Genomic DNA, 24,698 nt, shown 5'->3' with positions numbered 1-24,698 from the left:
CGGACTGCCCGGAAATCGATGTTGGATTCTGGTAGCTACGGAGCAGGGCCGGACCCGCAATGAATCGATTCGTTCATCGCATCATCATGTTCGTGCTGCTCGTTGCGGCCCTCGTTCTCATCTGGAACGTGCTGGGGGCGCGTTGATGCGGCACCGGCGCACCCGCCGGTGCCGTGTTGCTTGCGAAGTGATCCGGGGGTGCCTCAGCGCCGCGCGAACGCGCCGCCGGCTGCGCCGCTCTCCTTGCCGATCACGGCATCGACGCTGATCGGTCCGCCGCCGGCGGCCGACAGGTAGAGGCAGGCGAAGCAGAACAGGATCGCGGCGGTGCCGCCATTGAGCAGCGGCAGGAGCACCGGCGCTTCGCCCTTGAACATGTGGCCCATGAAGTAGGCGAAGGCCATTTCACCCGAGAGGATGAAAGCGGCCAGGCGCGAGAACAGGCCGATCATCAGCAGCCCGCCGAGCACCAATTCGAGCGTCCCGGCCGCGCCGTAGAGTGACATCAGTTCGACTTTTGCGAACATCGGCACGGGCGGGAACTTGAACAGCTTGGCGATGCCGTACTGGAACAGCAAGAGGCCGGTGATGAAGCGAAACAGGCTCAGAAGAGCCGGTTGAAAGCGAGAGAGAAAAGAAAAGTCCATCGGTTTGCCCTCTATCCAATGTAGCGACTTGGACTGCATTCGGTTCCTCCTCGCAAGCCACCCAGGATGAATTTCATGCTGACATTTTTGTCATGTCGGACAAAACACCGCAGGCTGGGATTTCAGCCGCGTGCAATCGGCATTTTTTGCGCGCATTCGTGCCGGTCCCACCCGTAATTTTCCGGTGACAGGAATGCGATCAGGTTACCCATGAGATACCTAGCGCCGCAGAGCGGGCGCAATCAGGAAGGGAATCATCCCGAGGATCACGCTCGCAAGTGCGAAGGCCAGCAGCGCGTTGTAGCCATGGGTTGCGTCGTGGATCAGGCCGCCGCTCCAGGAGCCGAACGCCGAACCGAGGCCGCTGCCGATCGAGATCGTGCCGTAGATGGTGCCGACGCGCTTGCCCTGGAAGATCCGCATCGCCGTCGCGCTGATCAGCGGGCCGCGCGAGCCCATCATGCTGCCGAAGCAGACGACGAACCCCGTGAGCAGGAGAATGTTCGGCGAATACTGCAACAGCCACAGCAGCACGATGCCAAGGATCGAGATCGCGTAGCTGAGCAGCACCGAGGGCCGGCGCCCGATCAGGCCGTCGAGCGCAGACACACCGAGCATGCCGAAGACCAGCACGACGCCGGAAAAACCCCAGGCGGTCGCGGCCTGGAGCGGCGGAAAGCCGGCGTCGATCAGATAGGCCACGATTTGCGCGGCAATGGCATACATGCCGACGGCGGTGAAGAAGAAGGTCGAGAACAGGGCCCAGAAGGCGTGGTGGCGCATCGCGCCGAGCAGCGTCCAGCCGGTGTCGACGAAATCAGGATCGGTCTTCTTGACGACATGCGGCGAGCCCGCCGCGAACAGGCGCCACGGCAGCAGCAGCAGCGGCAACAGCAGGCCCAATGCGGCGAAGCCGAACAGCTGGTAGGTGTCGCGCCAGCCGACGTGATCGATCAGTAGCTGCGAGGCCGGCAACAGCGCCAGCACGCCGCCGCCCATCGCCGAATACACCACCGACATCGCGGTCGGCAGCCGTGGCCCGAACCAGCGACCGAGGAGGATCGAGTTCGGCACGATGCCGATGAACGCGATGCCGATGCCGACGCAGAGGCCGATCGAGAGCTGGAATTGCCACAGCTGCTGCGCGTGCGCCGCGACCAGGAAGGCCGCGCCGAGCAGCAGCAGGCCGAGCGCATAGACGATGCGCGGTCCGGAATGATCAAACAGGCGTCCGACGAAGGGAGCGGTGAGGCCGCTCGCGAGCCAGGTGAGCGAGTAGACCGAGACGATCTGCGCGCGGTCCCAGCCAAAGCTTTCCGAGATCGGCTTCAGGAACACCGTGAAGCTGTCGCCGAGCCCCCGTCCGAGCACGGCCAGCGTGAAGCAGAGTGCGAGCACGGTGAGCGCGATGCGCACGGCGCCTTGCGGTGTCGCCGCGACATCGTTCTTGGACGCTTCCCTGTTCGTTTCCTTGGGCGTGTTCTGGTCCATTGCCCGTCAGGGAGCGCGCATCGGCGCGCCCTGACAAGCATCAAAAGCTCATACGCCTATGCAGGCTTGATGAGGACGTGCTTCTTCTTGCCGAAGGACAGCTTGACCACGCCCTCCGGCGTGAGATTGGCCGCTGAGAGCGCCATCTTCTCGTCGGTGACCGGCGCGTCGTTGACGCGCAGGCCGCCGCCCTTGATCTGGCGCCTCGCTTCGCCATTGGAGGCAACCAGGCCCGCCTTGACGAAGGCGTTGAGCACGCCCAGCCCGGCGTCGAGTTCGCCGCGCGGAATTTCCACGGTCGGGAGGCTCTCCGCCAGCGCGCCTTCCTCGAAAGTGCGGCGCGCGGTTTCAGCGGCTTCGTTTGCTGCGTCGCGGCCATGCAGCAGCGCGGTCGCCTCGGTGGCGAGCACCTTCTTGGCCTCGTTGATCTCCGAGCCGCCGAGTGCTTCGAGCTTCTTGATCTCGGCCATCGGCAGCGTCGTGAACAGTTTCAGGAACTTGCTGACGTCGGCGTCCTCGGTGTTGCGCCAGTACTGCCAGAAATCATAAGGCGAGAACTGATCGGCGTTGAGCCACACCGCGCCTTGCGCGGTCTTGCCCATCTTGGCGCCCGACGCCGTCGTCAGCAGCGGCGTCGTCAGCGCGAACAGCTGATGGGTGCCCATGCGGCGGCCGAGATCGACGCCCATGATGATGTTTCCCCATTGATCGGAGCCGCCCATCTGCAGTCTGCAACCGGTACGCTTGGCGAGCTCGACGAAGTCGTAGGCCTGGCACACCATGTAGTTGAACTCGATGAAGCTCATCTCCTGCTCGCGCTCGAGGCGCAGGCGCACGGAGTCCATGGTCAGCATGCGGTTGACCGAGAAGTGCCGGCCGACGTCGCGCAGCATCTCGATCCAGTTCAGCCTGGTCAGCCACTCCGCATTGTCGAGCATGATGGCGTCGCTCTTGCCATCGCCATAGCGCAGCACCTTCGCGAACACGCCGCGGATCGATTCCTTGTTGGCCTCGATCTCGGCGACGGTGCGCATCGCCCGGGTCTCGTCCTTGCCGGAGGGATCTCCGACCATGGTGGTGCCGCCGCCCATCAGCGTGATCGGCTTGTTGCCGGACTGCTGCAGCCAGTACAGCATCATCATCGTCAGGTAGTTGCCGATGTGCAGCGAGCGGGCGGTGCAATCGTAGCCGACATAGGCGGTCGCCTCGCCCTTGGCGGCGAGGGCGTCCAGTCCCTCAAAATCGGAGCACTGGTGGATGAATCCACGTTCCTGCAGGGTGTTGAGGAAATCCGATTTGAAAGCAGTCATCTGTCGGCGGCCTGACAATTCTTGGTTTACTGTTTCGGGAGCAATTTAAGGGTCTTCCGTGGGAACTCGGTTGCTGCCCGCCACTTGGCGCTGTGGCATTATAAGATGTGTCCCTCTGGCACAAGATCGGCATGCCGGAGGGGGTCCGTTGAGGACGCTGATCCATGATGTTGACGGCACTCGGTTTGATGAGCGGCACCTCGCTGGACGGGGTGGATGTCGCGCTGATCGAAACCGATGGAAAGCTGGTCAAGGCGTTCGGGCCATCCAGCTACCGGCCCTATAGTCCGGCCGAGCGCAACCTGCTGCGCCAAGCCCTCTCCGAGGCGGTGCACCTGTCGCAGCGCGATGCCCGGCCGGGCGTTCTGGCCGAGGCGGAGCGCGCGGTGACGCTGGCGCATGCCGAGGCGGTGGCCGCTTTCGTCGCCCAGAACCGGATGCGGCCGGAGGACATCGACATCGTCGGTTTTCATGGCCAGACGGTGCTGCACCGCCCCGAGAAGCGGCTGACGGTGCAGATCGGCGATGCGCCGGCGCTGGCCAGGGCGATCCATATTCCTGTCATGCACGACTTCCGCGCCGCCGACGTCGAAGCCGGCGGGCAGGGCGCGCCGCTCGTACCGGTCTACCACCGCGCGCTGGCCAATTCGCTGGAGCGCGAGGGGCCGATCGTCGTGGTCAATATCGGCGGCGTCTCGAACATCACCTATATCGACGGCAACGACACGCTGATCGCCTGCGACACCGGGCCGGGCAACGCGCTGCTCGACGACTTCATGTACCGTACCATGAACCTGGCCTTCGACGCTGAAGGCAAGTTCGCGGCGCTCGGCAAGGCGGACGAAGCCTGGATCGCGCGTGCGCTGGAGCTGCCGTTCTTCGCGGCTCCACCGCCGAAATCGCTAGACCGCAACGACTTTGCCGCGCTCAAGCTCGGCGATGTCGAGCCCGCCGACGGCGCGGCCACCCTCACGGCCTTCACCGCTGCTGCGATTGCCCGAATCATCCCGCTGTTGCCGCGCCGGCCGCGGAGCTGGATCGTCTGCGGCGGCGGCGCGCGCAACCTCACCATGCTGCGCATGCTGCGGGAGCGGGTGGGGTCGGCGACCGTCGAGGCCGCCGAAACGCTCGGCTGGGCCTCCGACGCCATCGAGGCGCAGGCCTTCGGCTTCCTCGCCGCGCGCGGCCTGAAGGGCCTGCCGTTGTCCTATCCGGCGACCACGGGCGTGCCGATGCCGATGACCGGCGGGGCGATTGCGCGGCCTTGAGATAGGGCGCAATTAATGCAGATGCATGGATCTTGACATGTAGATGCAGGTGCATCTATGTTGGATGCAGTTGCATCTAACTGCCGGGATCATTGCCATGACGACTTCGCTCAAACTCATCAGCCACAAGCTTTGTCCCTACGTGCAGCGCGCCGTGATCGCGCTGAAGGAGAAGGGCGTACCGTTCGAGCGGATCGACATCGATCTCGCGAGCAAGCCCGACTGGTTTTTGAAACTCTCGCCGCTTGGCAAGGTACCCGTGCTGGTGGTGACGACGGAGCAGGGCGAGGTCGCGCTGTTCGAGAGCAACGTGATCTGCGAGTACATCGAGGAGACGCAAGCAGGCCTCGAGCTGCATTCGGCGGATGCGTTGAAGCGCGCCGAGCACCGCGCCTGGATGGAGTTCGGCTCGGCGATCCTCGGCGATCTCTGGGGGCTGGAAACGACGACGGATCCGGCGACGTTCGACAGCAAGCGCCAGGCGCTTGCGGCGAAATTCGCGCGTGTCGAGGCTGCGCTTGGCGCGGGGCCTTATTTTGCGGGCGAGACTTTCAGCCTGGTCGATGCGGTGTTCGCGCCGATCTTCCGCTATTTCGACCTGTTCGACGAATTGACCGAGCACGGCATCTTCAACGATGTGCCGAAGGTGCGCGCCTGGCGCGCCGAGCTCGCGAAGCGCCCGAGCGTGCGAAGCGCGGTGGGCGCGGACTATCCGCAATTGCTGCGCGCCTTCCTCGTCCGCCACGACGCGCATCTGCTCAAGCTGGCGGCCTGAGCGCGCGGCGATGTCGTCCTCTGTGGCCTGGCTGATGCTGGTGGTCGCCGGCGCGCTCGATGTCGGCTGGGCGATCTCGATGAAATATGCGGAAGGCTACACGCGCGCGAGCTGGAGCATCGTCTCGCTGATGCTGCTCGCCGCCTTCGTCTTCCTGCTCGGGCGAGCGCTGAAGGTGCTTGAGGTCGGCGTAGCCTATTCGGTGTGGACCGGCATTGGCGCTGCCGGCACCTTCGTCATGGGCGTCGTGCTGTTCGGCGAGAGCTTGAGCGCGATGAAGCTTGCGGGCATCGCGCTCGTGCTATTGGGGATCGCCGCGCTCAAGCTCGCTTAGCGCACGTTGGCGAGACGCATGTCCAGATACGCGGTGATGGTTTCCATCAGCGGCTCGAGCTTGGCGTCAAAGAAGTGGTTCGCGCCGGGGATGATCTGCTGGTCGATCACGATACCCTTCTGCGTCTTCAGCTTTTCGACCAGCGTGTTGACGTCCTTCGGCGGCACCACCGCGTCCTTCTCGCCATGCACGATCAGACCCGAGGACGGGCAGGGCGCGAGGAAGGAGAAGTCATAGAGATTGGCCGGAGGCGCGATCGAAATAAAACCCTCGACCTCGGGACGGCGCATCAGGAGCTGCATGCCGATCCAAGCGCCGAAGGAGAAGCCTGCGACCCAGCAGGCGCGCGCTTCGGGATTGATGGTCTGCGCCCAGTCGAGCGCCGCGGCAGCATCGGACAATTCGCCGGTGCCGTGGTCGAACGAGCCCTGGCTGCGGCCGACGCCGCGGAAATTGAAGCGCAGCACCGAGAAGCCGCGATGCGCAAAGGCGTAGTAGCACTGGTACACGATCTGATGATTCATGGTCCCGTGAAACTGCGGATGCGGATGCAGGATCATCGCGATCGGCGCGTTCTTCTGCTTGGCCGGGTGATAGCGGCCCTCGAGGCGGCCAGCGGGGCCGGCGAAAATGACTTCAGGCATCGATGATCTCTTGATTGATGTGCTGGAGCGAGGATTCCTCGGCAATCAACCGATTGTGGCTTCATCGGCGAATGCCGACGAAAGCGCGAATGAAGGGTGAGAAGGCGTGCGCCTCGCGGTGATGCGCAAACGGCGCACGGTGACTTGACGGCCGCGTTCTAACATGGGCGCGGGGGCAAAAAGCAAGCATCTTGAACATCGGCCAATGGGCTCAAGGCGTTAGCGTGTCATGAGCGTGTCTCACGGACAGGCGGTCCGGAATCAGGTTGCCAAGGGCGCGGCCGCGGCCCATGTCGGGCGGGAGGCGAGCCTCCGTCAAAGCAAGGTACTATATTACTCCATGCCGACCCGTGTATATCTCGACTGGAATGCAACGACGCCGCTTCGCCCTGAGGCGCGCGCGGCGATGCTCGCTGCCTGGGACCTGGTCGGCAATCCCTCCTCGGTCCACGCCGAGGGACGCGAGGCGCGGCGGCTGGTCGAGGACGCCCGTGCGGCGCTTGCGGCTGCGGTCGGTGGGTTGCCGCGGAATGTCGTCTTCACCTCCGCTGGAACCGAGGCCAATGCGCTGGCGCTGTCGCCCGGCCTGCGGGGACCAGGCGGTCGTCGGGTCGAGCGGGTGCTGGTCTCGGCCGTGGAGCACGCCTCGGTGCTGTCAGGCGGCCGGTTCCCGGCGGACCAGGTGGGCCATGTCAGGGTGACGCGCGCCGGCGTGGTCGACCTCGACCATCTGAAGACGCAGCTCATGGAAGGTCCGCCCGCGTTGGTCTCGATCATGGCGGCCAACAACGAGACCGGCGCACTCCAGCCGGTCGCGGAGGCCGCGCGGATCGTGCACGAGGCCGGTGGTCTCCTGCACGTCGATGCGATCCAGGCCCTCGGCAAAATTGCGTTCAATATTAGCGCGGTAGGGGCCGACCTTGCGACCTTTTCTGCGCACAAGATCGGCGGCCCCAAGGGCGTTGGCGCGCTGGTCGTGGCGGAGGGAATTGCTGGGCTGGAACCGGTGCTCCGGGGCGGCGGGCAGGAGCTGAACCGGCGCGCCGGCACCGAAAATGTTGCGGGCATCGCGGGCTTCGGCGCCGCCGTGAAGGCCGCGCTTCAGGCTCTGCCGGAGGATGCGGAACGCGTGTCAACCCTCAGGGATCGCTTGGAAAATGGCATCAGGGCGATCGCCGGGGCGACAGTGTTCTCGGATGATGTGGCGCGGTTATGCAATACCACTCTGTTCACGGCGCGCGGCCTCAAGGCTGAGACCGCCGTGATCGGCTTTGACCTCGAAGGCGTCGCCGTGTCCTCCGGCTCAGCCTGCTCCTCCGGCAAGGTCCAGCCGTCCCACGTGCTTTCGGCCATGGGGTATGACCCTGCGACGGCCCAGGGAGCGGTGCGCCTCAGTCTGGGCTGGTCCACGGATGCAGAGGACATCAATAGGGCGTTAGAGGCTTGGCGAAAGCTCGGTAATACCCTACTTAAGGGACTAAGGTGACGAAACACGGCTTGAACGGTTCTAAGCACGTGCTTTCTACCTAGAAACATCGTAATACTCGTCCGAGTTTGATCCACCGCGGTCCTTGAAACCGCGAGCGGAGGATGGAATGCCAGCCGTACAAGAGACGGTCGAGCGCGTGAAGCGCATCGACGTCGACCAGTATCGTTATGGGTTTGAGACCCTGATCGACTCCGAGAAGGCGCCAAAGGGGCTCTCGGAAGAGATCGTAAAATTCATCTCGCAGAAGAAGAACGAACCCGCCTGGATGCTCCAGTGGCGGCTCGAGGCCTATCGCCGTTGGCTGACCATGACCGAGCCGACCTGGGCCCGCGTCGACTATCCCAAGATCGACTTCCAGGACCTCTATTACTACGCGGCCCCGAAGCCGAAGAAGACGGTTTCCTCCCTGGACGAGATCGACCCCGAGATTCTGAAGACCTACGAGAAGCTCGGCATCCCCCTGCGGGAAGTCGCCATGCTCGAAGGCGTCGAGCCGAAGGTGGGCGAGGAAGATCCGGCGCGCCGCAAGATCGCGGTCGATGCTGTCTTCGATTCGGTCTCGGTTGCGACCACCTTCAAGGCCGAGCTGAAGAAGGCCGGTGTGATCTTCATGCCGATCTCGGAGGCGATCCGCGAGCACCCCGAACTGGTGCAGAAGTATCTCGGCTCGGTAGTTCCGACCTCGGACAATTTCTATGCGACGCTGAACTCGGCGGTGTTCTCCGATGGCTCGTTCGTCTACGTGCCGCCGGGCGTGCGCTGCCCGATGGAGTTGTCGACCTATTTCCGCATCAACGAGCGCAACACCGGCCAGTTCGAGCGCACGCTGATCATCGCGGACAAGGGCTCCTACGTCTCCTATCTCGAAGGCTGCACCGCGCCGCAGCGCGACGAGAACCAGCTGCACGCCGCCGTCGTGGAACTCGTCGCGCTCGACGATGCCGAGATCAAATATTCGACGGTGCAGAACTGGTACCCCGGCAATTCGGAAGGCAAGGGCGGCATCTACAATTTCGTCACCAAGCGTGGCGACTGCCGCGGCGCCAACTCCAAAATCTCCTGGACCCAGGTCGAAACGGGTTCGGCAATCACCTGGAAATATCCGAGCTGCATTCTCCGCGGTGATAATTCCCGTGGCGAGTTCTACTCGATCGCGATCTCGAACGGCTTCCAGCAGGTCGATAGCGGCACCAAGATGATCCATCTCGGCAAGAACACGTCGAGCCGCATCATCTCCAAGGGCATCGCCGCCGGCAAGTCGCAGAATACCTATCGCGGTCTCGTCACCGCGCATCGGAAAGCGTCCGGCGCGCGCAACTTCACCGCCTGCGACTCGCTGCTGATCGGCGACAAGTGCGGCGCACACACCGTGCCGTACATCGAGGCCAAGAACTCCACGGCCACGTTTGAGCACGAAGCGACGACCTCGAAAATCTCGGAGGACGTGCTGTTCTACTGCATCCAGCGTGGCCTTTCGCAGGAAGAGGCGGTCGGCCTCGTCGTCAACGGCTTCGTCAAGGACGTGCTGCAGCAGCTGCCGATGGAATTCGCGGTGGAAGCGCAGAAGCTGATCTCGATCTCGCTCGAAGGGTCGGTCGGCTAACTCCGACCTCATCCTGAGGAGGCCGCGGAACGCGGCCGTCTCGAAGGATGGATACCGGAAAGATTGGTGGCCTCAATCCTTCGAGACGCGCCTCCGGCGCTCCCTGGGATGAGGGGATAGATGGAAAAAACGTTATGGCTTTGCTTGAAGTGAAAGACCTCAAGGTTCGTGTCGAGGAGCGTGAGATCCTCCACGGGCTGACGCTGACCGTGAACGAGGGCGAGGTGCACGCGATCATGGGGCCGAACGGCTCCGGCAAATCGACGCTCTCGCACGTCATTGCCGGCAAGCCCGGCTACGAGGTCACCGACGGCCAGATCCTGTTCAAGGGCGAGGATCTCCTCGAGATGGACCCGGACGAGCGTGCCGCCAAGGGCGTGTTCCTGGCGTTCCAGTACCCGGTCGAGATTCCCGGCGTCGCCACCATGACCTTCCTGCGCACCGCGCTGAATGCGCAGCGCAAGGCGCGCGGCGAGAGCGAATATTCGACCCCGGACTTCCTGAAGAAGGTCCGCGAGGTCTCGAAGTCGCTCAACATCCCGCAGGACATGCTCAAGCGCGGCGTCAATGTCGGCTTCTCCGGCGGCGAGAAGAAGCGCAACGAGGTGCTGCAGATGGCGCTGTTCGAGCCCAGCCTGTGCATCCTCGACGAGATGGATTCCGGCCTCGACATCGACGCGCTGCGCATCGCGGCCGACGGCGTCAACGCGCTGCGCTCGCCGGGGCGCGCGATGGTCGTCATCACCCACTATCAGCGGCTGCTGAACTACATCGTGCCCGATTTCGTGCACGTGATGTCGAAGGGGCGTGTCGTGAAGAGCGGCGGCAAGGACCTGGCGCTGGAGCTGGAAGCGTCCGGCTACGCCCAGTTCGAGGATGCCGCGTAAGGAATTTTGCGATGAACGTTGCTGTGGCAAAGACCGGGAACGGCCGCGCGGTGAGCGATCTCTTCGCCAGCGCCGAAGGCCGCCTGCCGGGTTCGCCGGGAGTGGCAGCAGTGCGCCGCGAGGCGTTCGAGACCTATGAGCGTCTCGGCCTGCCGCACCGCCGGATCGAGGAATGGAAATACACCGATCTGCGCGCGCTGGTCGGCGAGGTGCTGCCGTTGGCAGCAAGCCCCGATGCCGCCGCGCTGAAGCGCGCGGCGGCGGCCGTGAAGGCGCATGCGATCGCGGGCGCCCGCAAGCTGGTGCTGGTCGACGGAGTGTTCGCGGCCGATTTGTCCGACGTGAAGACGCTCGCGTCAGAGGTCAGCGTCAAGACGCTGCGCGAGGTCCTTGCGAACGAGGCCAACCCCGCGGCCGGCGATCTCCTCCAGACTGCGTCGACGGATGCGGTCATCTCGCTCAATGCGGCCATGGCAACGGACGGCGTCTTGGTTTCGGTGGCTGACGGCACCCATTTGTCCGCGCCGATCCAGGTCATTCATGTTGCGACCGCGGCTGGTGCGTCCGCGTTCACCCGCTCGCATCTGCGGATTGGCAAAGGCGTGCGTGCCACTGTCGTAGAGAGCTTCGTCGCGGCCGGAAAGGCCGGCGGCTATCAGGTCAACGATGCGGTGGTCCTCTGGGTCGGCGATGACGCCGACGTCGCGCATATCCGCCTGATGGACGATGCGCCCGACGCGGTGAACGTCACCTCGCAGTTCGTGACTGTCGGCGCGAACACCAAGCTCAATTTCTTCAACATGACGACCGGCGCGGCGGTCAGCCGCCTGCAGGGCTTCATTACGTTCTCGGGTGAGGGCAGCGAGCTCTCGGCCAATGGCGTGAACCTGCTGCAGAAGACCGAGCATGGCGACACCACGCTGGTGGTCGACCATGCCGTGCCGAACTGCCTCAGCCGCGAGACCTTCCGCGCGGTGATCGACGATCGCGCCCATTCGGTGTTCCAGGGCCGCATCATCGTCCGTCCCGACGCGCAGAAGACCGACGGCAAGATGATGACCCGTGCGCTGCTGCTCTCGGACGAAGCCGAGGCCGACAACAAACCCGAGCTCGAGATCTTTGCTGACGACGTCTCCTGCGGCCACGGCGCCACCGCCGGCGCGCTGGACGACAGTCTCTTGTTCTATCTGAAGGCGCGCGGCCTGCCGGAGAAGCAGGCCCAGGCGCTGCTGATCCAGGCCTTCGTCGGCGAGGCGATCGAGCAGATCGCCGATGACGGTTTGCGCGAGCACGTGATCGGCATCGCCGAGCGCTGGCTGGAGCGTCGGTCATGAGCACGCATCCGGCAGTCAAGAACGGCGCCTATAACGTCGCGCGCGTGCGCCAGGACTTTCCGGCGCTCGCGATGCAGGTCTACGGCAAGCCGCTCGTCTATCTCGACAACGCAGCCTCCGCGCAGAAGCCGCAGTCTGTGCTCGACCGCATGACGCAGGCCTATACGAGCGAATACGCCAACGTGCATCGCGGTCTGCACTATCTCGCCAATGCCGCAACGGAAGCGTATGAGGGCGGCCGCGCCAAGGTCGCCCAGTTCATCAATGCGCCGCGCACCGAAGAAGTGATTTTCACTCGCAACGCGACCGAGGCGATCAATCTGGTCGCATCTTCGTGGGGTGGCCCCAATATCAAAGACGGCGACGAGATCGTCATCTCGATCATGGAGCACCACTCCAATATCGTGCCCTGGCACTTCCTCAGGGAACGTCAGGGCGCCGTGATCAAGTGGGCGCCGGTCGACGACGAGGGCAATTTCCTGATCGACGAGTTCGAGAAGCTGCTGACGTCGAAGACCAAGCTGGTCGCGATCACGCAGATGTCGAACGCACTCGGCACCATCGTCCCGGTCAAGGACGTCGTCAAAATGGCCCATGCCCGCGGCATCCCCGTGCTGGTCGACGGCAGCCAGGGCGCCGTGCACTTGCCGGTCGACGTCCAGGACATCGGCTGCGATTTCTACGTCTTCACCGGCCACAAGGTCTACGGTCCGACCGGCATCGGCGTGCTCTGGGCCAAGTACGATCACCTCGTCGCGATGCGCCCGTTCAACGGTGGCGGCGAAATGATCCGCGAAGTGTCGCGCGAGGTCGTCACCTATGGCGATCCCCCGCACAAATTCGAGGCGGGCACGCCCGCGATCGTCGAGGCAGTTGGCCTTGGCGCCGCCATCGACTACGTCAATTCGATCGGCAAGGAGCGCATCGCCGCGCACGAGCACGATCTCACCACCTACGCCCAGGAGCGCCTCCGCGAGATCAACTCGCTGCGGCTGATCGGCACGGCGCGCGGCAAGGGTCCTGTGATCTCCTTCGAACTCAAGGGTGCGCATGCCCATGACGTCGCCACCGTGATCGACCGCCAGGGCATCGCGGTGCGCGCCGGCACCCATTGCGTCATGCCGCTTTTAGAGCGGTTCAACGTCACGGCCACGTGCCGGGCCTCGTTCGGGATGTATAATACGCGGGAAGAAGTCGATCATCTGGCACAGGCGCTGCTGAAGGCGCGGGATTTGTTCGCATGAGTGACACGGCCGAAATCAAAGCCAATCCGATGGAGACCCATTCGGCGTTGCCGCCGGAGGAGACCGAGCGGCTGACCCGCGAGATCATTGCCGGGCTGAAGACCGTGTTCGATCCGGAAATCCCGGCCGACATCTACGAGCTCGGGCTGATCTACAAGGTCGAGATCAAGGACGACCGCTCCGTCGACGTGCAGATGACGCTGACGACGCCGAACTGCCCGGCCGCCGGCGAGCTGCCGACCATGGTCGAGAACGCGGTCGCCAGTGTCCCCGGTGTGGGCGTGGTCGACGTCAAGGTGGTCTGGGAGCCGCCGTGGTCGCCCGAGCGCATGAGCGACGAGGCTCGCCTCGTGCTCAACATGTGGTGACGGTCTCAACGCGCATTGAATTCGTTCTGCAACGGACCACATAAATAACATGACCCAGGCAACACCAGCATCCTCACCAAAACCCCGGCGGCCGCGCCCGCAGGTGATGCGGCTGACGGATGCCGCTGCCCAGCGCATCACCGAGCTGACCCAGCGCGCCGATTCGGAGATCGTGGGCCTGCGCGTCGGCGTGAAGAACGGCGGCTGCGCCGGCCAGTCCTACACGGTCGAATACGCCCACGAGATCCGCCCGACCGACGAGATCGTCGAGGATAAGGGCGTCAAGATCCTGGTCGATCCCAAGGCCGTGCTGTTCCTGCTCGGCACCGAGATGGACTACAAGGCCGACAAGATGCAGGCCCAGTTCGTCTTCAACAACCCCAACCAGGTGTCCGCCTGCGGCTGCGGCGAGTCGGTCGAGCTGCGGCCGGCGAAGATCGACGGCTAGCTTCTCCGGCGTCATTGCGAGCGAAGCGAAGCAATCCAGACTGCCGCCGCGGAGACGATCTGGATTGCTTCGCTTCGCTCGCGATGACGCGGATGCTATGAGGCGTTCGCTTGCTCGTGCAGGGAAACCTCCCATGGACCGCGAATTCCTGATCGACCTGTTCGCCGATTTCGGCCCCGTCACCATCCGAAGAATGTTCTCCGGCTTCGGCATCTCCGCCGACGGCACCAACTTTGCCCTGTCGCTGCGCGCCGGCCTGTTCTTCCGCGCCGACGAGGTGACCATTCCGGATTTTGAAGCGGAAGGCTCGAAACCATTCCAGTACTCGACCCGCGCGAAGACCGTGGTGGTCAACTCCTATTGGGAGCTGCCCGCGCGCCTGTTCGACGATTCCGCGGAGCTCGCACAATGGGCGAGGGCGGCGCTCGCCGCCGCGCAGCGGGCCAAGGTGAAGAAGCGGCCGGCGAGCAAACCGGCGAAGAGGGCCGCAAGTAAACCCGCGGCGAAGCGAACAGCCAAGAGAACGGTGCGTACGGTGGCCAAGCCACTCGTCCGCCGTAGCTCATAGAGCGGAAGGCGGAAGCGTGCCCCCCGTTCGGCTGCTCTACGCCACCCGGCCGTGGCTCTCGACCGTGAATTCCGGATCGGCTTCGCAGATCACGCGGTTGCGGCCGTTGCGCTTGGCGGCGTAGAGGCAGGCGTCCGCACGCTCGATCAGCGCTTCGGTGTCGTCGCCCTGCTTGAGCATGGAAACCCCGACGGAGATGGTGACGCGGCCGAGAATCTCGCCGGTCGATTTCTTCTTCAATTCCTTCGCCATCACCGCGCGGCGGATGTGATCGGCGACGGTGAGGGCCTGGCGCAGCGCGGTGTTGGGCAGCACCACCGCGAATTCCTCGCCGCCGTAACGGGCAGTGATGTCCTGGCCCTTGATGGTCTGCTTGAGCGACAGACCGACGAGCCGCAGCACCTGGTCGCCGGTGAGGTGGCCGTAGGAGTCGTTGAACGACTTGAAGTGATCGATGTCGAACAGCAGCAGCGACAGCGGCTCGCCGGAGGCGAGCGCACTTTCTACCGCCATGCCGATCATGCGGTCGAAATATTTGCGGTTACCGAGGCCCGTGAGCGGGTCGGTCAGGCTCTCGGCGCGGATCGCCTCGAGGCTCTGCTGCAGATTGCTGATCTCGTTCTTCGACAGCGTCAGCCGGTCTTCCAGCGCCTTGTTGGTCTCGCGCATCGCGCTGGTCGAACGTATCAGCGTCTCGACGATCGCCTTGATCTGCTCGCGGCTCTTGGCCGACGACAGCTTCTCGGACGCGCCCGACAGGCTGGCATCGTAGGAGGCGGTCATCCCGAGCGCATCGCCGAGCACGCGCATCACGTCGTCGATCTCGCCGATGACGCGCGCGCCGACCTTGTCGATGCGGTCGGTGGTCTTGATGTGGGAGAGATAGGTCTCGTAGATCTGCTCGAGGTCGGCTTCGGTCAGCTTGCCTTGCCGCGCCAGCGTCTCGTTGACGATCTTGTTGAGCGGTGCGTTGTAGCCGGTGGCGTAGACGTACCAGATCTCGTAATTGCGGGGAATTGCAGTCTGGCGAAGCGATCGGATCTGGCCGAGCGCCACTTCGGCGAACGCCATCGTGCGTTCGTGTTCGTCGAGAGCCTTGACCACGGAACATACCCCACAGCGGTCGGTGCGCCCTCGACCGCGGTAATGCTTAAATTATGTTCGTAGCCTAAGGGACGATCGTGAATACCCCGTAAATATACGTTTCCCGATGCATCTAGAAAATTGTGCGGCGGCCTGTCTCAACCAGCAGGAAGCGCGTCGCGCTTCAGGCGCCGGCGGGGGAGCGAACCGGCCGCAACAGGAACGCCGGCAGGTGCGAGTGATCGCCCGGCTCGGTGTCGACCTCGCGCTGGCGGCGCGGCTCGGGACGGCCGATCGACGGCACATGCGAATTGTTGGCCTCCGCGCGCGAGGGGTGACGCGGCTCGGACGCACGCTTTCCGTCGGGGCCGTGCCTTGCTTCGGACGAGTGCCTTGCCTCGCCACGCGCCTCGCGCGGCTCGTGGCTGCGCTCACGATCATGACCGCGCCGTTCGCCGCGCTGCGGCTTGCCGCGTCCGCCACGTGAACGCTCACGGCCGCGCTGCTCGCGCGGACGCTCGGCCGTATCCGAGGCCTCGGTGCGGACTTCGTAGTCGCCCTCGGCGCGCGGAATGCTCTGGCCGATCAGCTTCTCGATCGCGGCCATCGACTTCTGGTCGAGCGGCGTCACGATCGAGATCGCGGTGCCGGTGCGGCCAGCGCGGCCGGTGCGGCCGATACGGTGGACGTAGTCGTCGGCGTGGTGGGGGACGTCGAAATTGAAGACGTGGCTCACCTCGGGAATGTCGAGGCCGCGGGCGGCGACGTCGGAGGCGACGAGGAGCGGAAGCTCGCCCTTGCGGAACTGGTCGAGCGCAGCCATGCGCGCAGGCTGGTCCATGTCGCCATGCAGCGCGCCGACGCTGAAGCCGTGCTTCTGGAGCGATTTGTGAACGATCGCGACCTCGCGCTTTCGATTGCAGAAGATGATCGCGTTCTTGAGGTCCTTGGCCTCGCGCAGCAGGCGGCGCAGCAATTCGCGCTTCTCGTGCGCTTCGCGCCCGGCGGGCACCTGGGCCTGCGTGACGGTGACGGCTGTGGTGGCGGGGCGGGACACTTCGACCTTCTGCGGATTGTGCAGGAAGGCTTCGGTGATGCGCCGGATTTCCGGCGGCATGGTCGCGGTGAAGAACAGGGTCTGCCGGGTGAAGGGGACGAGCTTGCAGATGCGCTCGATGTCGGGAATGAAGCCCATGTCCAGCATGCGGTCGGCTTCGTCGATGACGAGCAGCTCGACGCCGGTGAGCAGCAGGCCGCCGCGCTCGGTGTGGTCGAGCAGGCGGCCTGGGGTTGCGATCAGCACGTCGACGCCGCGCATCAGCTTGGCATCCTGGTCCCCGAAGGAGACGCCGCCGATCAGAAGGGCGACGTTGAGTTTCTGGCCGGCGCCGTAGCGGTCGAAGTTTTCCTTCACCTGCGCCGCGAGCTCGCGGGTCGGTTCCAGGATCAGCGTGCGCGGCATGCGCGCCCGGGCCCGGCCCTTTTCGAGGATGGTGAGCATCGGCAGCACGAAGGCTGCGGTCTTGCCGGTGCCGGTCTGGGCGATGCCGAGCACGTCCTTGCGTGCGAGGACGTGGGGGATCGCCTGTTCCTGGATGGGGGTGGGGTTGGTGTAACCGGTGGCCGCCACTGCGGCGAGGACTTTTTCGGACAGTCCGAGATCTGAAAAGGACATTGAGCCTCTGGTCGAAACCGCCGTTCGGAATCGAGGGTAATAAGGCTGGTCGCGTTCCACCCCGAAACGGCGCGCTCTCAAAGAAGCTGGGGGTGCTGACTCACGCGAACAAAGCGCAAGGCTCAGGAATCGCTCTTCGATCTGAGCCGCGTCGCCCCGGAACATAGGCGGGAATTGGCCAAAGTCAATGGAGCAGGCGCGGGAAGGCCCTAAAAACCCTTAGCTTTTTAGCAAATCTCGGGCCCGGCTGGGATTTTCCGCCTCACTCCTAAGCCCGGCGGGTGGTCACCGTGACGGGCGAAGGCCGTTCGGAACCCTGGGCCCGGAAGTCTCCAGGGGCCATGCCATAGGCCGCATTGAAAACCCGGTAATAGGTCGCCAGGCTCTCGAAGCCGCAGGCGGTCGCGATGTCGGCGATCAGCCGGTCCGGCGCCTCGCGCATCAGGCGGCGGCTCTGCTTGAGGCGCTCGTCGGTCACGGTCTGCGAAAAGCTCTTCTCGACGGCCTCGAACAGCACATGCAGGTGCCGCAGGGACACACCGAGCAGATCGGCGACCATTGCCGGGGCGAGGTTCGGGTCTTGCAGGTGGCGCACGATCAGGCGTCGCGCTTGCGACAGGCGGGCTGTCCGCAGGGCAGCCTGTCCGAGCCGGCTACCCGGCCGCACGATACCGCGCTCGATCAGCGCCAGATGCGCCAGGGCTTGAACCAGGGAGGCCTGCACGTGGGAGGCCTGCACGTGGGAGGCTTGCACGTGGGAGGCTTGGGCGCCATCGCTCCCGTCGTCAGCTGTGGCAGCCTCACTGAGATCGGCAAAGCAGGCCTCGAGCAGGGGCGCCAGGCCGGGATCGTTGAATGTTTGGGCCGACAGCTCGCGCATGCGCTTGTCCTGCGCCGGGATGCTGCTCACGGGGATCTTCAGAATCCGCAGGTGGAAGCCGCCGTCCCCGAGCGGGACGGTGCGATAGGGCATGTCGGTGTGGCTGGTGGCGAAGCTGCCATTGGCGATGGAGAAATCGCCGCCGCGCATGCCGCCGAACCAGCCGCCGCTGCCGAGCTGCTGGTAGACGCAGATGCTGTCGCTGGGCGCGCAGGCGATGTCGGAGGCGCTGCGCTCGACCGCGTAGTGCGAGGCCTTCAGCTCGACGAGGCCGGCCCCGCCGAGCTGGCGCAGCGAGAACTCGCCGTAGAAGTCCGCGCGTCGCTCCCGCTCGAGCTCGGCGGTGACGCCGAACAGGCCCTTGGACCGGACTTCGCGCCAATAGTCGAAGCGGTCATGCGGCTCGACCTCGTCGGTACACCAGCGATACACGGCAGTCCCTCGCGTCCGGAGCGATTGCCCCGTGGAAAACCAAGGAAAAGCAGATTCCGATCGAATCTGCCATAGGTCAGAGGATGGAACCGAAGAGGCGGCTGTTGAACCCCCGCTGCGGCTGGGCCGACTATCACATCAACGGCAGGGGTTCCGACCAGTGGGGCCGTTCCACAGCGGGATGTTAGCGATGACGCGTCGGCTTTTCAGAATTCTGGCGGCCCTCGGCCTCGTGGCTGGCCTTTGCGGCATCGCGCTGCCGGCTCACGCCGCGAAGCGCGTCGCGCTCGTCGTCGGCAACAACGATTACAAGAACGTGCCGAAGTTGCTCAAGGCGGTCAACGACGCCCGCACCATGGCAGACACGCTGAAGCAGCTCGGCTTCTCCGTGATGGTCGCCGAGAACCAGAGCCGGCAGCAATTCTCGGAGACGCTGCTCGCCTTCGACCGGACCGTCGAGCCCGGCGACACCGCGTTCTTCTTCTACGCCGGCCATGGTTTCGAGATCGCAGGCCAGAACTATCTGCTGCCGACCGACGTGCCGGCGGCGACGGAAGGGCAGGAAGAGCTGGTGCGCGACGCCTCCATCCTGGCCGACCGCATCGTCGAGCGTCTCCAGAACAAGAAGGCGCGGACCTCGATCCTGGTGTTCGACGCCTGCCGCAACAATCCGTTCGAGCGCGCCGGCACGCGCGCGGTCGCCGGCGGCGGCGGGCTCGCGCCGATGGTGCAACTGCCTGAGGGCGTGTTCTCGGTGTTCTCGGCCGGTCCCCGCCAGACCGCGCTCGACCGCCTGTCCAACGACGACGCCAATCCCAATTCGGTGTTCACGCGCACCTTCGCCAGGGAGCTGCTGCAGCCCGGCGAGAACCTCGTGCAGGTGGCACAGCGCACCCGCCGTCTCGTCAGCGAAATGGCGGACACCGTGAAGCACAGGCAGGTGCCGGTCTATTTCGACCAGATGGTCGACGACGTCTTCCTCAGCGGCACCGCCAAGGACGCTGCCGCGCGTCCCGCCGATCCGCCGCCGCAGCAGGTCGCGGCGCTGCCGCCGGTGTCGGTGCCTCGCGTGAAGGAGGAAACCACCAACGCGCCGATCGCGAGCTTCTCGCGCCACAATGGCGGCTGGAGCGTGGTGTTCTCCTTCGCCGATCCGACGCTCGGCATTTCCTGGCGCATGGCCGGCCAGGGCGATTTCCGCGAGACGGGCTTCATCGACACGCTCGATCCGCGGACGCGCAAGCGGATGCCGAACCCGTCGATCGAGCTGCCGCCGGACGCTGTGGCCGGCACCATCGAGGTCCGCTATGTCGATCAGGCCGGCGACATGCAGGGGCCATTCCCGATCAGGTTCGATCCCGAGGCCGCGCTGATCCGCGACCAGCGCAAGATCCTCGACATGACCTCCACGAGCTGGCTGTCATTCCGCGAGTTCAACGGGCTATTGGTCTACTACACGCATCTCGTCTCGTATCGCTGCGCGATCCGCGAGGTGCGCATCGGCATCGACACCGCCGTGCCCAACCAGGTGCTGAAGATGCCGAATTGCGACATGCGTGATCCCAGCGCGATCAGCGCCGGCATGCAGCTCTACATGAAGCTCGCTCCGGCCACGCAGTTCGTCTCGGTGGAGCTGACCTATCGCGACGGCAGCGTCTCGGAGATCAAGAGTTTTCGCACCGCGAACCGCAGCAACAATTGAGCGATCCGGCGGGACTGGCGAGGCTGCTTCAGGAGCCGCCCATGCTCTGCCACATCGTGCGGTCAGTTCTCAGATTGGATCAGGCTCACGCCCACCTTGCTGGTTATGATCCCCCGTGCCTGGCCCGACGATCCGCGCGTGTCACCCTGTGCTCCTGTTCAGGCGACATCAAGAGGCGCTTTCGGGAGCCAGAGGAAATACGCGATGCGTATCCAGCCGCTCGTAGGCCAGGAGGCGCAGGTCGGCGACGCCGTGATCCGGTGTATCCACGATCAGGATTTCTTCAGCCAGCGGCTCGTAGAACGCGCGGAAATGGGTCTTGGAACGAAGCACGATGATGTCGAAGTCTTCGGGGCGTAACCCGAACACCCCGAACGGATCGCCATCGACCGCGAAGGCAAAAGCGCTGACGACACTCACCGACACGCCATCGATGTCGAGCAACGCCGTCATTCCGAGGTCGACGGGCATGCCATGCATGTAGGAGCCCGTCACGCGGTAAGATTTAGGGCCTGCCCACAGCACCCGTGCGGTGACGTCGAGCGTCGGCCCGGCCTTCTCCGAGCTGTGGCCGCCAAGCTCGAGCTTGACCATCGCGCCAACGCCGGCTTCGAACGCCTTCTGCGCCGCGGCTGAATCCCAGAGAAATGGCACGGCAGCCCGCGGGACGCGGCGCTTGAGCAGCACGGCCAGCAGGTAAGTTGAATCGTTCATTCGGTCTGCGTGCTCGACCAGGACATAGGGGCGTCCCGCCGCCTTGCGCGTCGTCAGGCCTGTGCACGCCCGGGAGACCGCCGACTCTGCGGTGTAGATGTCGAACGGCCTGTAGAGTGCATGCCGCTCGTTCCAGATCCGATCCGAAAGATGATCCACGACCCTCTGAGCGCGGTCGGGGTTGCCGTCCGTGACGCACAACACCGAGAAGCCGGCGTTGTGCGCGTCCGCATAGGAAAAGCCCGCCATGAGCGAAATATCGGTGTAGCGCTCGCTGTCGCGTTCGATTTGCTGTCCTTCCTCGATGATATCCGCCAGGGGACGCAGCGCGGTCGCGCTGAAGATCGATGGGACGAGCACGCCTGGTTTTGCGATCGCCCATGCCGGCGAAATCTGTCCCCGCAGCGTGCGCAGCATGCAGGTGGCGGCGCGGCGTCCCGTGTCACCCGTATCCGTGTGCGGGGATTTTCGATAGGCGAACGCTGCGGTCGCGTTCTTCAGCGTGTCCGCGTCGATGTTGCCATGGTAGTCGAGGGCGACGATCAAGGGCTTGTCCTGCCCCAGGGCCGCGCGGACCGTGTCGATGATGAAGCGCTCGGGGTCGGGATAGGAAGCCGTCCAGCACGCGCCGTGGAGGAAGAGCAGCACGCCATCCAGGTCCGAAAGAGCGCGGATACCGGCTGCCATCTCGTCCGCGTAACGTCTGACGGCCTCGTCGGTTGCGGGCCCGACGGCACCCAGGGCGGTGTGCACGAGGGGAAGCAACTCCACGCCGTCCTGTTCGCAGACCTCGATGAAGCCGCCCATCACGGTGTTGGTGCCTCGGAGCTCTCCGACGATGCGGCTCCCGCGCAAGGCCACCTGCTCGAAATCGTCCCAGGTCGAGGCGGTTGGCAGGAAACTCACGGACTCGATATGAAATCCGGCGGTCGCAATCCGAAACGGTTTGTGCAGGTCATGATTGGAGGTGGAGCGAATTGCAGCCTTCGAGACCATGTCACCCCCTTAGGCCGAGACGATATGCCGGGCCATCAGGTGCCGCGGAATCGCAAAGATCAGCCCAGCCGCGGCGAACAGCGCGATCGCCAGCAGCGACACTCCGGCCGTCATGCTGCCCGTGAGCTGACCGAGGAGCCCGAGGACCGCCGGACCGGCAAAACCCGCGATCGCCGCGCCGATATTGACCAGTCCGGCGCCGCTGGCCGCCGCGGTTCCGGCAAGCACGCGCGATGGCAGGCTCCAGAACATGGCGAGCGTGCACTGGATGCCGGAGACGCTGACGGTCATGCATAGGAGGGACAGCACTGGCACGTCTCGCGTGGTCACACCCGCGACCAGGGCGATGCCGCCAGCGATCAGGGGCAGCGCGGTGTGCCAGAGTCTCTCGCCGGTTTTCACCGAGTGGAACGAGTTGAGAAGCATGGCGCAGGCGGCAACGAAGTACGGTACCGCAGTCACGATGCCGATCTGGAAGTTCGTCAGCCCGCCTATTGATTTGATCATGCTCGGCATCCAAAACACGAGGCCGTAATTGCCAAGGTTGTAGAGAAACGTCGTCGCGAACAAAATCCACAGCGTCGGCTCGCGCAACGCTGGCAACAAGCTCGTCTGCTTGTCCCGGGCTTCCAGAGCGAGCTCTCGCTGCACCAAAGCTTTCTCGCCGGGCGTTAACCACGTAACATCGTCCGGCCGTTCGACGATCGCCCTGATCGCGAACAATCCAAGCAACAAGGCCGGGAGTGCCTCGAGCAGGAACATCCATTGCCAGCCCTTCAGGCCGTAGCTCCCATGGGTGAAGTCCATGATCCAGCCGGACAGCGGACCGCCGAGGATGACGCCGAGAGGCAGGGCAAGGAACAGCAAGGACATCACCTTGCTCAGCCTGTACGAGGGAAACCAGAGGCTGAAGCAGGCAATGACGGCCGGGAAGAATGCTGCTTCGGTGACCCCGAGCAGAAAGCGAAGTGCGTAGAAGCTGGCTTCGTCGCGCGTCAGCAGGGTCGCCATAGAGACAAGGCCCCATGCGAGCATCGATCCGGCGATGCAATTGCGCGGGCCGTAGAGCTGAACCAGGTAGCCGGCGGGCACCTGAAGCAGGAGATAGCCGATGAAGAACAAGCCTGCGCCAAGGCCATAAGCGGCCTCGCTCAGACCGAGGTCACTGACCATGCTGAGCTTGGCGAAGCCGACGTTCACCCGATCCAGATAGCCAAAGAAATAGCAGGCGAGAATGAAAGGCACGATGTGAAGCACGATCTTCCGGTACGTCGCGTCCGCTCCGGTCACATCGGTTGTTGCGGCCGCGGCAATCGGCATGGACGACGCAAGTTGCTGCTGGATGGGCATCGGTGCTACCTGTTCCCTTTGGTTGGGCTATCCGCCAGGATGGTAGGAACCGCCATCATTGAGGTCCAATGCGGGTTCGCTTGCGACTGATGAGACTCCCGCATGAAAGTCGAGAACGCTGAACTCGAGGCCTTCGTGGTCGCGGCAGAATTGCTGAATTTTCAGCGTGCTGCCGAGAAACTCCATCTGACCCAGCCTGGCCTGTCGCGCCGGATCCAGAAGCTGGAGCAGACGCTGGGCGTCGAGCTGTTCAGCCGCACCACGAGGTCGATGGTCCTCACCGGAGCTGGACGCCACTTCCTTCCAATGGCTCGCCAGCAGATCAACAACCTCAACGGGATGCTGGATTCGATCCGCGAGGTCGCCGAGAGGCGCTTCGGCAAGATACGGGTGGCCAGCATTCCGACCGTCGTGTGCCAGGCATTTCCGTCCTTGCTGAGGACGTTCACCGAGCGGCATCCGAATGTCGGTGTGCAGGTCTTCGATGGCAACCAGGACTTCGTCGTTCGCCAGGTCTTGTCGGGATTGGCCGAGTTCGGCATCGGTGTGGATCCGGGCACAGATCCGGATCTAACGTTCGCACCATTGTTGGCCGATCGTTTCGTTCTGGCCGTGCACAAGGACGACGCGCTGGCCGCTCGTCGGGAGGTGACGCTGCAGGAGCTACAGGCGATGGGGAAGGTCCGGCTCGTCATTGGCGGGCGCGACAGTGGCAACAGGCTCCTGCTGGAGGTGTTGCTCGGAAATGCCGGCCTGAAGCTGCGGTGGTTCTACGAAGTCGAGCACGTTTCCTGCATCCTTGGACTGCTGGAAGCAGGCGTCGGCTGCGCCATCTTGCCGGCCATGGCCCTGCCGACAAACCCAAGCTCCAATATCCGAACCGTTCCGATCTCTGCCCCGGAGATCAAGCGTACTGTTGGCGTCATTCGGCACAGGTCGCTCAGCATCTCGCCGCTGGCCAGTGAGTTCCTCGACCTGGTGGCTCGGAATCTCGGCGCCGAGCCGGCGAGCCAATGAATCGTCGTGGTGCTGGCAAGCACCGACTTTTTCCGCGATGGCTCTCGAAGAGGGCGGGTATCGGTCTGCTACGTCTGTCGCTTCCGGATGAACCGCTTGATGGACTCGAAGGCCTCGATCAACAGAGGCGTCAGCGAGAAGAACGCGCCCATCGCGATCGAGATGATGACGTGGCGCGGCAGGAGCTTCTCCTGCTCCTCGAACGGATAGTTCTGGTTGATGGGCACCGGCGCAAGCCTGCCAGTCAGGACCGGGTCGGGTTTCCGCGGCTTGCGCGGCGGGATCATGATCACGACGAAAAGTACGTTGATCAGGATCCAGACGCTGAGCAGTATGAGGATCGTCTGCACTGCAATGTCCTGAGGCAAACCGACTTTGCAGGAACGCTAACGGGCATTCGCAATCGCGGCAAATTAAACTTGCTTGCTGCACTGCATGG

General features: G+C 64.3%; 23 protein-coding genes. 13 read left to right on the top strand and 10 right to left on the bottom strand.

Annotated features, from left to right (window positions below):
• Positions 1-203: 203 nt before the first annotated feature.
• The 3 genes from ACRQ5Q_RS23445 to tyrS form a co-directional block, all read right to left on the bottom strand.
• The gene (locus tag ACRQ5Q_RS23445; protein WP_439375254.1) at positions 204-647 is read right to left on the bottom strand and encodes a DoxX family protein; all 444 of its coding nucleotides are present in this window, start codon (positions 645-647) and stop codon (positions 204-206) included.
• A 219-nt stretch (positions 648-866) separates the two neighbouring features.
• Positions 867-2,138, bottom strand: coding sequence for an MFS transporter (locus ACRQ5Q_RS23440; protein WP_439392463.1), 1,272 nt, complete (start codon positions 2,136-2,138; stop codon positions 867-869).
• 56 nt (positions 2,139-2,194) lie between these two features.
• Positions 2,195-3,448, bottom strand: coding sequence for a tyrosine--tRNA ligase (tyrS, locus tag ACRQ5Q_RS23435; RefSeq protein WP_439392462.1), 1,254 nt, complete (start codon positions 3,446-3,448; stop codon positions 2,195-2,197).
• Between the two features lie 164 nt (positions 3,449-3,612).
• Here tyrS and ACRQ5Q_RS23430 point away from each other — a divergent pair, with 164 nt between their 5' ends.
• The 3 genes from ACRQ5Q_RS23430 to ACRQ5Q_RS23420 all read left to right on the top strand — a co-directional run bounded on the left by ACRQ5Q_RS23430 (position 3,613) and on the right by ACRQ5Q_RS23420 (position 5,825).
• Complete coding sequence (locus tag ACRQ5Q_RS23430) at positions 3,613-4,716, top strand: anhydro-N-acetylmuramic acid kinase (protein ID WP_439392461.1); 1,104 nt, start codon at positions 3,613-3,615, stop codon at positions 4,714-4,716.
• 97 nt (positions 4,717-4,813) lie between these two features.
• Positions 4,814-5,491, top strand: coding sequence for a glutathione S-transferase family protein (locus ACRQ5Q_RS23425; RefSeq protein WP_439375258.1), 678 nt, complete (start codon positions 4,814-4,816; stop codon positions 5,489-5,491).
• 10 nt (positions 5,492-5,501) lie between these two features.
• Positions 5,502-5,825: a DMT family transporter gene (locus ACRQ5Q_RS23420; protein ID WP_439375259.1), complete on the top strand. Its 324-nt coding sequence runs from the start codon at positions 5,502-5,504 to the stop codon at positions 5,823-5,825.
• On the opposite strand, the gene ACRQ5Q_RS23415 is transcribed toward ACRQ5Q_RS23420, so the two are convergent.
• A complete protein-coding gene (locus tag ACRQ5Q_RS23415; RefSeq protein ID WP_018641706.1) occupies positions 5,822-6,469 on the bottom strand; it encodes an alpha/beta hydrolase in 648 nt (215 codons plus the stop codon). The genes ACRQ5Q_RS23420 and ACRQ5Q_RS23415 overlap by 4 nt on opposite strands.
• Before the next feature lie 340 nt (positions 6,470-6,809).
• Between ACRQ5Q_RS23415 and ACRQ5Q_RS23410 the strand changes: the two genes are divergently transcribed.
• The 8 genes from ACRQ5Q_RS23410 (at position 6,810) to ACRQ5Q_RS23375 (ending at position 14,410) form a co-directional block, all read left to right on the top strand.
• Entirely contained in the window at positions 6,810-7,955 is a 1,146-nt protein-coding gene (locus tag ACRQ5Q_RS23410) for a cysteine desulfurase family protein (RefSeq protein ID WP_439392460.1), read from the top strand.
• Between the two features lie 109 nt (positions 7,956-8,064).
• Positions 8,065-9,561, top strand: a complete 1,497-nt coding sequence (sufB, locus tag ACRQ5Q_RS23405; protein ID WP_439375261.1) for a Fe-S cluster assembly protein SufB — start codon at positions 8,065-8,067, stop codon at positions 9,559-9,561.
• Positions 9,562-9,695: 134 nt separating this feature from the next.
• On the top strand, positions 9,696-10,448 hold the full coding sequence (gene sufC / locus ACRQ5Q_RS23400; RefSeq protein ID WP_018641709.1) for a Fe-S cluster assembly ATPase SufC: 753 nt from the start codon (positions 9,696-9,698) through the stop codon (positions 10,446-10,448).
• Positions 10,449-10,459: 11 nt separating this feature from the next.
• Positions 10,460-11,782 (top strand): Fe-S cluster assembly protein SufD, encoded by a 1,323-nt coding sequence (gene sufD, locus ACRQ5Q_RS23395; protein WP_439375262.1) that lies wholly within the window; start codon positions 10,460-10,462, stop codon positions 11,780-11,782.
• The gene (locus ACRQ5Q_RS23390) at positions 11,779-13,026 is read left to right on the top strand and encodes a cysteine desulfurase (protein WP_439375263.1); all 1,248 of its coding nucleotides are present in this window, start codon (positions 11,779-11,781) and stop codon (positions 13,024-13,026) included. The genes sufD and ACRQ5Q_RS23390 overlap by 4 nt, the downstream gene beginning before the upstream one ends.
• On the top strand, positions 13,023-13,394 hold the full coding sequence (locus ACRQ5Q_RS23385; RefSeq protein WP_018641712.1) for an SUF system Fe-S cluster assembly protein: 372 nt from the start codon (positions 13,023-13,025) through the stop codon (positions 13,392-13,394). Before ACRQ5Q_RS23390 ends, ACRQ5Q_RS23385 begins: the two co-directional genes overlap by 4 nt.
• A 49-nt stretch (positions 13,395-13,443) precedes the next feature.
• Positions 13,444-13,842, top strand: coding sequence for a HesB/IscA family protein (locus ACRQ5Q_RS23380; protein WP_439375264.1), 399 nt, complete (start codon positions 13,444-13,446; stop codon positions 13,840-13,842).
• A 133-nt stretch (positions 13,843-13,975) separates the two neighbouring features.
• Complete coding sequence (locus tag ACRQ5Q_RS23375; protein WP_439392459.1) at positions 13,976-14,410, top strand: TfoX/Sxy family protein; 435 nt, start codon at positions 13,976-13,978, stop codon at positions 14,408-14,410.
• Positions 14,411-14,446: 36 nt separating this feature from the next.
• On the opposite strand, the gene ACRQ5Q_RS23370 is transcribed toward ACRQ5Q_RS23375, so the two are convergent.
• From ACRQ5Q_RS23370 to ACRQ5Q_RS23360, 3 genes are all read right to left on the bottom strand, one after another.
• Complete coding sequence (locus ACRQ5Q_RS23370) at positions 14,447-15,514, bottom strand: GGDEF domain-containing protein (protein WP_439392458.1); 1,068 nt, start codon at positions 15,512-15,514, stop codon at positions 14,447-14,449.
• A 163-nt stretch (positions 15,515-15,677) separates the two neighbouring features.
• On the bottom strand, positions 15,678-17,168 hold the full coding sequence (locus ACRQ5Q_RS23365; protein ID WP_439392457.1) for a DEAD/DEAH box helicase: 1,491 nt from the start codon (positions 17,166-17,168) through the stop codon (positions 15,678-15,680).
• 268 nt (positions 17,169-17,436) lie between these two features.
• Positions 17,437-18,480 (bottom strand): helix-turn-helix transcriptional regulator, encoded by a 1,044-nt coding sequence (locus tag ACRQ5Q_RS23360; protein WP_439392456.1) that lies wholly within the window; start codon positions 18,478-18,480, stop codon positions 17,437-17,439.
• Positions 18,481-18,670: 190 nt separating this feature from the next.
• On the opposite strand from ACRQ5Q_RS23360, the gene ACRQ5Q_RS23355 reads away from it, so the two are divergent.
• Positions 18,671-20,182: a caspase family protein gene (locus ACRQ5Q_RS23355; RefSeq protein ID WP_439392455.1), complete on the top strand. Its 1,512-nt coding sequence runs from the start codon at positions 18,671-18,673 to the stop codon at positions 20,180-20,182.
• Positions 20,183-20,350: 168 nt separating this feature from the next.
• On the opposite strand, the gene ACRQ5Q_RS23350 is transcribed toward ACRQ5Q_RS23355, so the two are convergent.
• Both ACRQ5Q_RS23350 and ACRQ5Q_RS23345 read right to left on the bottom strand, forming a co-directional pair.
• Positions 20,351-21,892, bottom strand: a complete 1,542-nt coding sequence (locus ACRQ5Q_RS23350) for a M81 family metallopeptidase (RefSeq protein ID WP_439392454.1) — start codon at positions 21,890-21,892, stop codon at positions 20,351-20,353.
• A gap of 9 nt (positions 21,893-21,901) precedes the next feature.
• Positions 21,902-23,242 carry an MFS transporter gene (locus ACRQ5Q_RS23345; protein ID WP_439392453.1) on the bottom strand — a complete coding sequence of 447 codons (1,341 nt, stop codon included), beginning with the start codon at positions 23,240-23,242 and terminating at the stop codon, positions 21,902-21,904.
• Between the two features lie 102 nt (positions 23,243-23,344).
• Between ACRQ5Q_RS23345 and ACRQ5Q_RS23340 the strand changes: the two genes are divergently transcribed.
• Positions 23,345-24,259 carry a LysR family transcriptional regulator gene (locus ACRQ5Q_RS23340; RefSeq protein ID WP_439392452.1) on the top strand — a complete coding sequence of 305 codons (915 nt, stop codon included), beginning with the start codon at positions 23,345-23,347 and terminating at the stop codon, positions 24,257-24,259.
• A 68-nt stretch (positions 24,260-24,327) separates the two neighbouring features.
• Here the strand turns inward: ACRQ5Q_RS23340 and ACRQ5Q_RS23335 are convergent, their stop codons facing one another.
• The gene (locus ACRQ5Q_RS23335) at positions 24,328-24,609 is read right to left on the bottom strand and encodes a hypothetical protein (protein ID WP_439392451.1); all 282 of its coding nucleotides are present in this window, start codon (positions 24,607-24,609) and stop codon (positions 24,328-24,330) included.
• Between the last annotated feature and the right edge of the window lie 89 nt (positions 24,610-24,698).

Source organism: Bradyrhizobium sp. PMVTL-01 (assembly GCF_051861855.1).
Taxonomy (GTDB): Bacteria; Pseudomonadota; Alphaproteobacteria; order Rhizobiales; family Xanthobacteraceae; genus Bradyrhizobium.
Note: the sequence above shows the minus strand (reverse complement) of the source record. Positions and strands in the feature narration are given on the sequence as shown.

Coding starts and splice junctions, on each gene's coding strand:
- sufD (WP_439375262.1), top strand. CDS start 10,460: ATGAACGTTGCTGTGGCAAAGACCGGGAACGGCCGCGCGGTGAGCGAT.
- tyrS (WP_439392462.1), bottom strand. CDS start 3,448: ATGACTGCTTTCAAATCGGATTTCCTCAACACCCTGCAGGAACGTGGA.
- sufB (WP_439375261.1), top strand. CDS start 8,065: ATGCCAGCCGTACAAGAGACGGTCGAGCGCGTGAAGCGCATCGACGTC.
- ACRQ5Q_RS23385 (WP_018641712.1), top strand. CDS start 13,023: ATGAGTGACACGGCCGAAATCAAAGCCAATCCGATGGAGACCCATTCG.
- ACRQ5Q_RS23415 (WP_018641706.1), bottom strand. CDS start 6,469: ATGCCTGAAGTCATTTTCGCCGGCCCCGCTGGCCGCCTCGAGGGCCGC.
- ACRQ5Q_RS23355 (WP_439392455.1), top strand. CDS start 18,671: ATGACGCGTCGGCTTTTCAGAATTCTGGCGGCCCTCGGCCTCGTGGCT.
- ACRQ5Q_RS23350 (WP_439392454.1), bottom strand. CDS start 21,892: ATGGTCTCGAAGGCTGCAATTCGCTCCACCTCCAATCATGACCTGCAC.
- ACRQ5Q_RS23420 (WP_439375259.1), top strand. CDS start 5,502: ATGTCGTCCTCTGTGGCCTGGCTGATGCTGGTGGTCGCCGGCGCGCTC.
- ACRQ5Q_RS23410 (WP_439392460.1), top strand. CDS start 6,810: ATGCCGACCCGTGTATATCTCGACTGGAATGCAACGACGCCGCTTCGC.
- ACRQ5Q_RS23440 (WP_439392463.1), bottom strand. CDS start 2,138: ATGGACCAGAACACGCCCAAGGAAACGAACAGGGAAGCGTCCAAGAAC.
- sufC (WP_018641709.1), top strand. CDS start 9,696: ATGGCTTTGCTTGAAGTGAAAGACCTCAAGGTTCGTGTCGAGGAGCGT.
- ACRQ5Q_RS23425 (WP_439375258.1), top strand. CDS start 4,814: ATGACGACTTCGCTCAAACTCATCAGCCACAAGCTTTGTCCCTACGTG.
- ACRQ5Q_RS23375 (WP_439392459.1), top strand. CDS start 13,976: ATGGACCGCGAATTCCTGATCGACCTGTTCGCCGATTTCGGCCCCGTC.
- ACRQ5Q_RS23430 (WP_439392461.1), top strand. CDS start 3,613: ATGATGTTGACGGCACTCGGTTTGATGAGCGGCACCTCGCTGGACGGG.
- ACRQ5Q_RS23445 (WP_439375254.1), bottom strand. CDS start 647: ATGGACTTTTCTTTTCTCTCTCGCTTTCAACCGGCTCTTCTGAGCCTG.
- ACRQ5Q_RS23365 (WP_439392457.1), bottom strand. CDS start 17,168: ATGTCCTTTTCAGATCTCGGACTGTCCGAAAAAGTCCTCGCCGCAGTG.
- ACRQ5Q_RS23390 (WP_439375263.1), top strand. CDS start 11,779: ATGAGCACGCATCCGGCAGTCAAGAACGGCGCCTATAACGTCGCGCGC.
- ACRQ5Q_RS23345 (WP_439392453.1), bottom strand. CDS start 23,242: ATGCCCATCCAGCAGCAACTTGCGTCGTCCATGCCGATTGCCGCGGCC.
- ACRQ5Q_RS23340 (WP_439392452.1), top strand. CDS start 23,345: ATGAAAGTCGAGAACGCTGAACTCGAGGCCTTCGTGGTCGCGGCAGAA.
- ACRQ5Q_RS23380 (WP_439375264.1), top strand. CDS start 13,444: ATGACCCAGGCAACACCAGCATCCTCACCAAAACCCCGGCGGCCGCGC.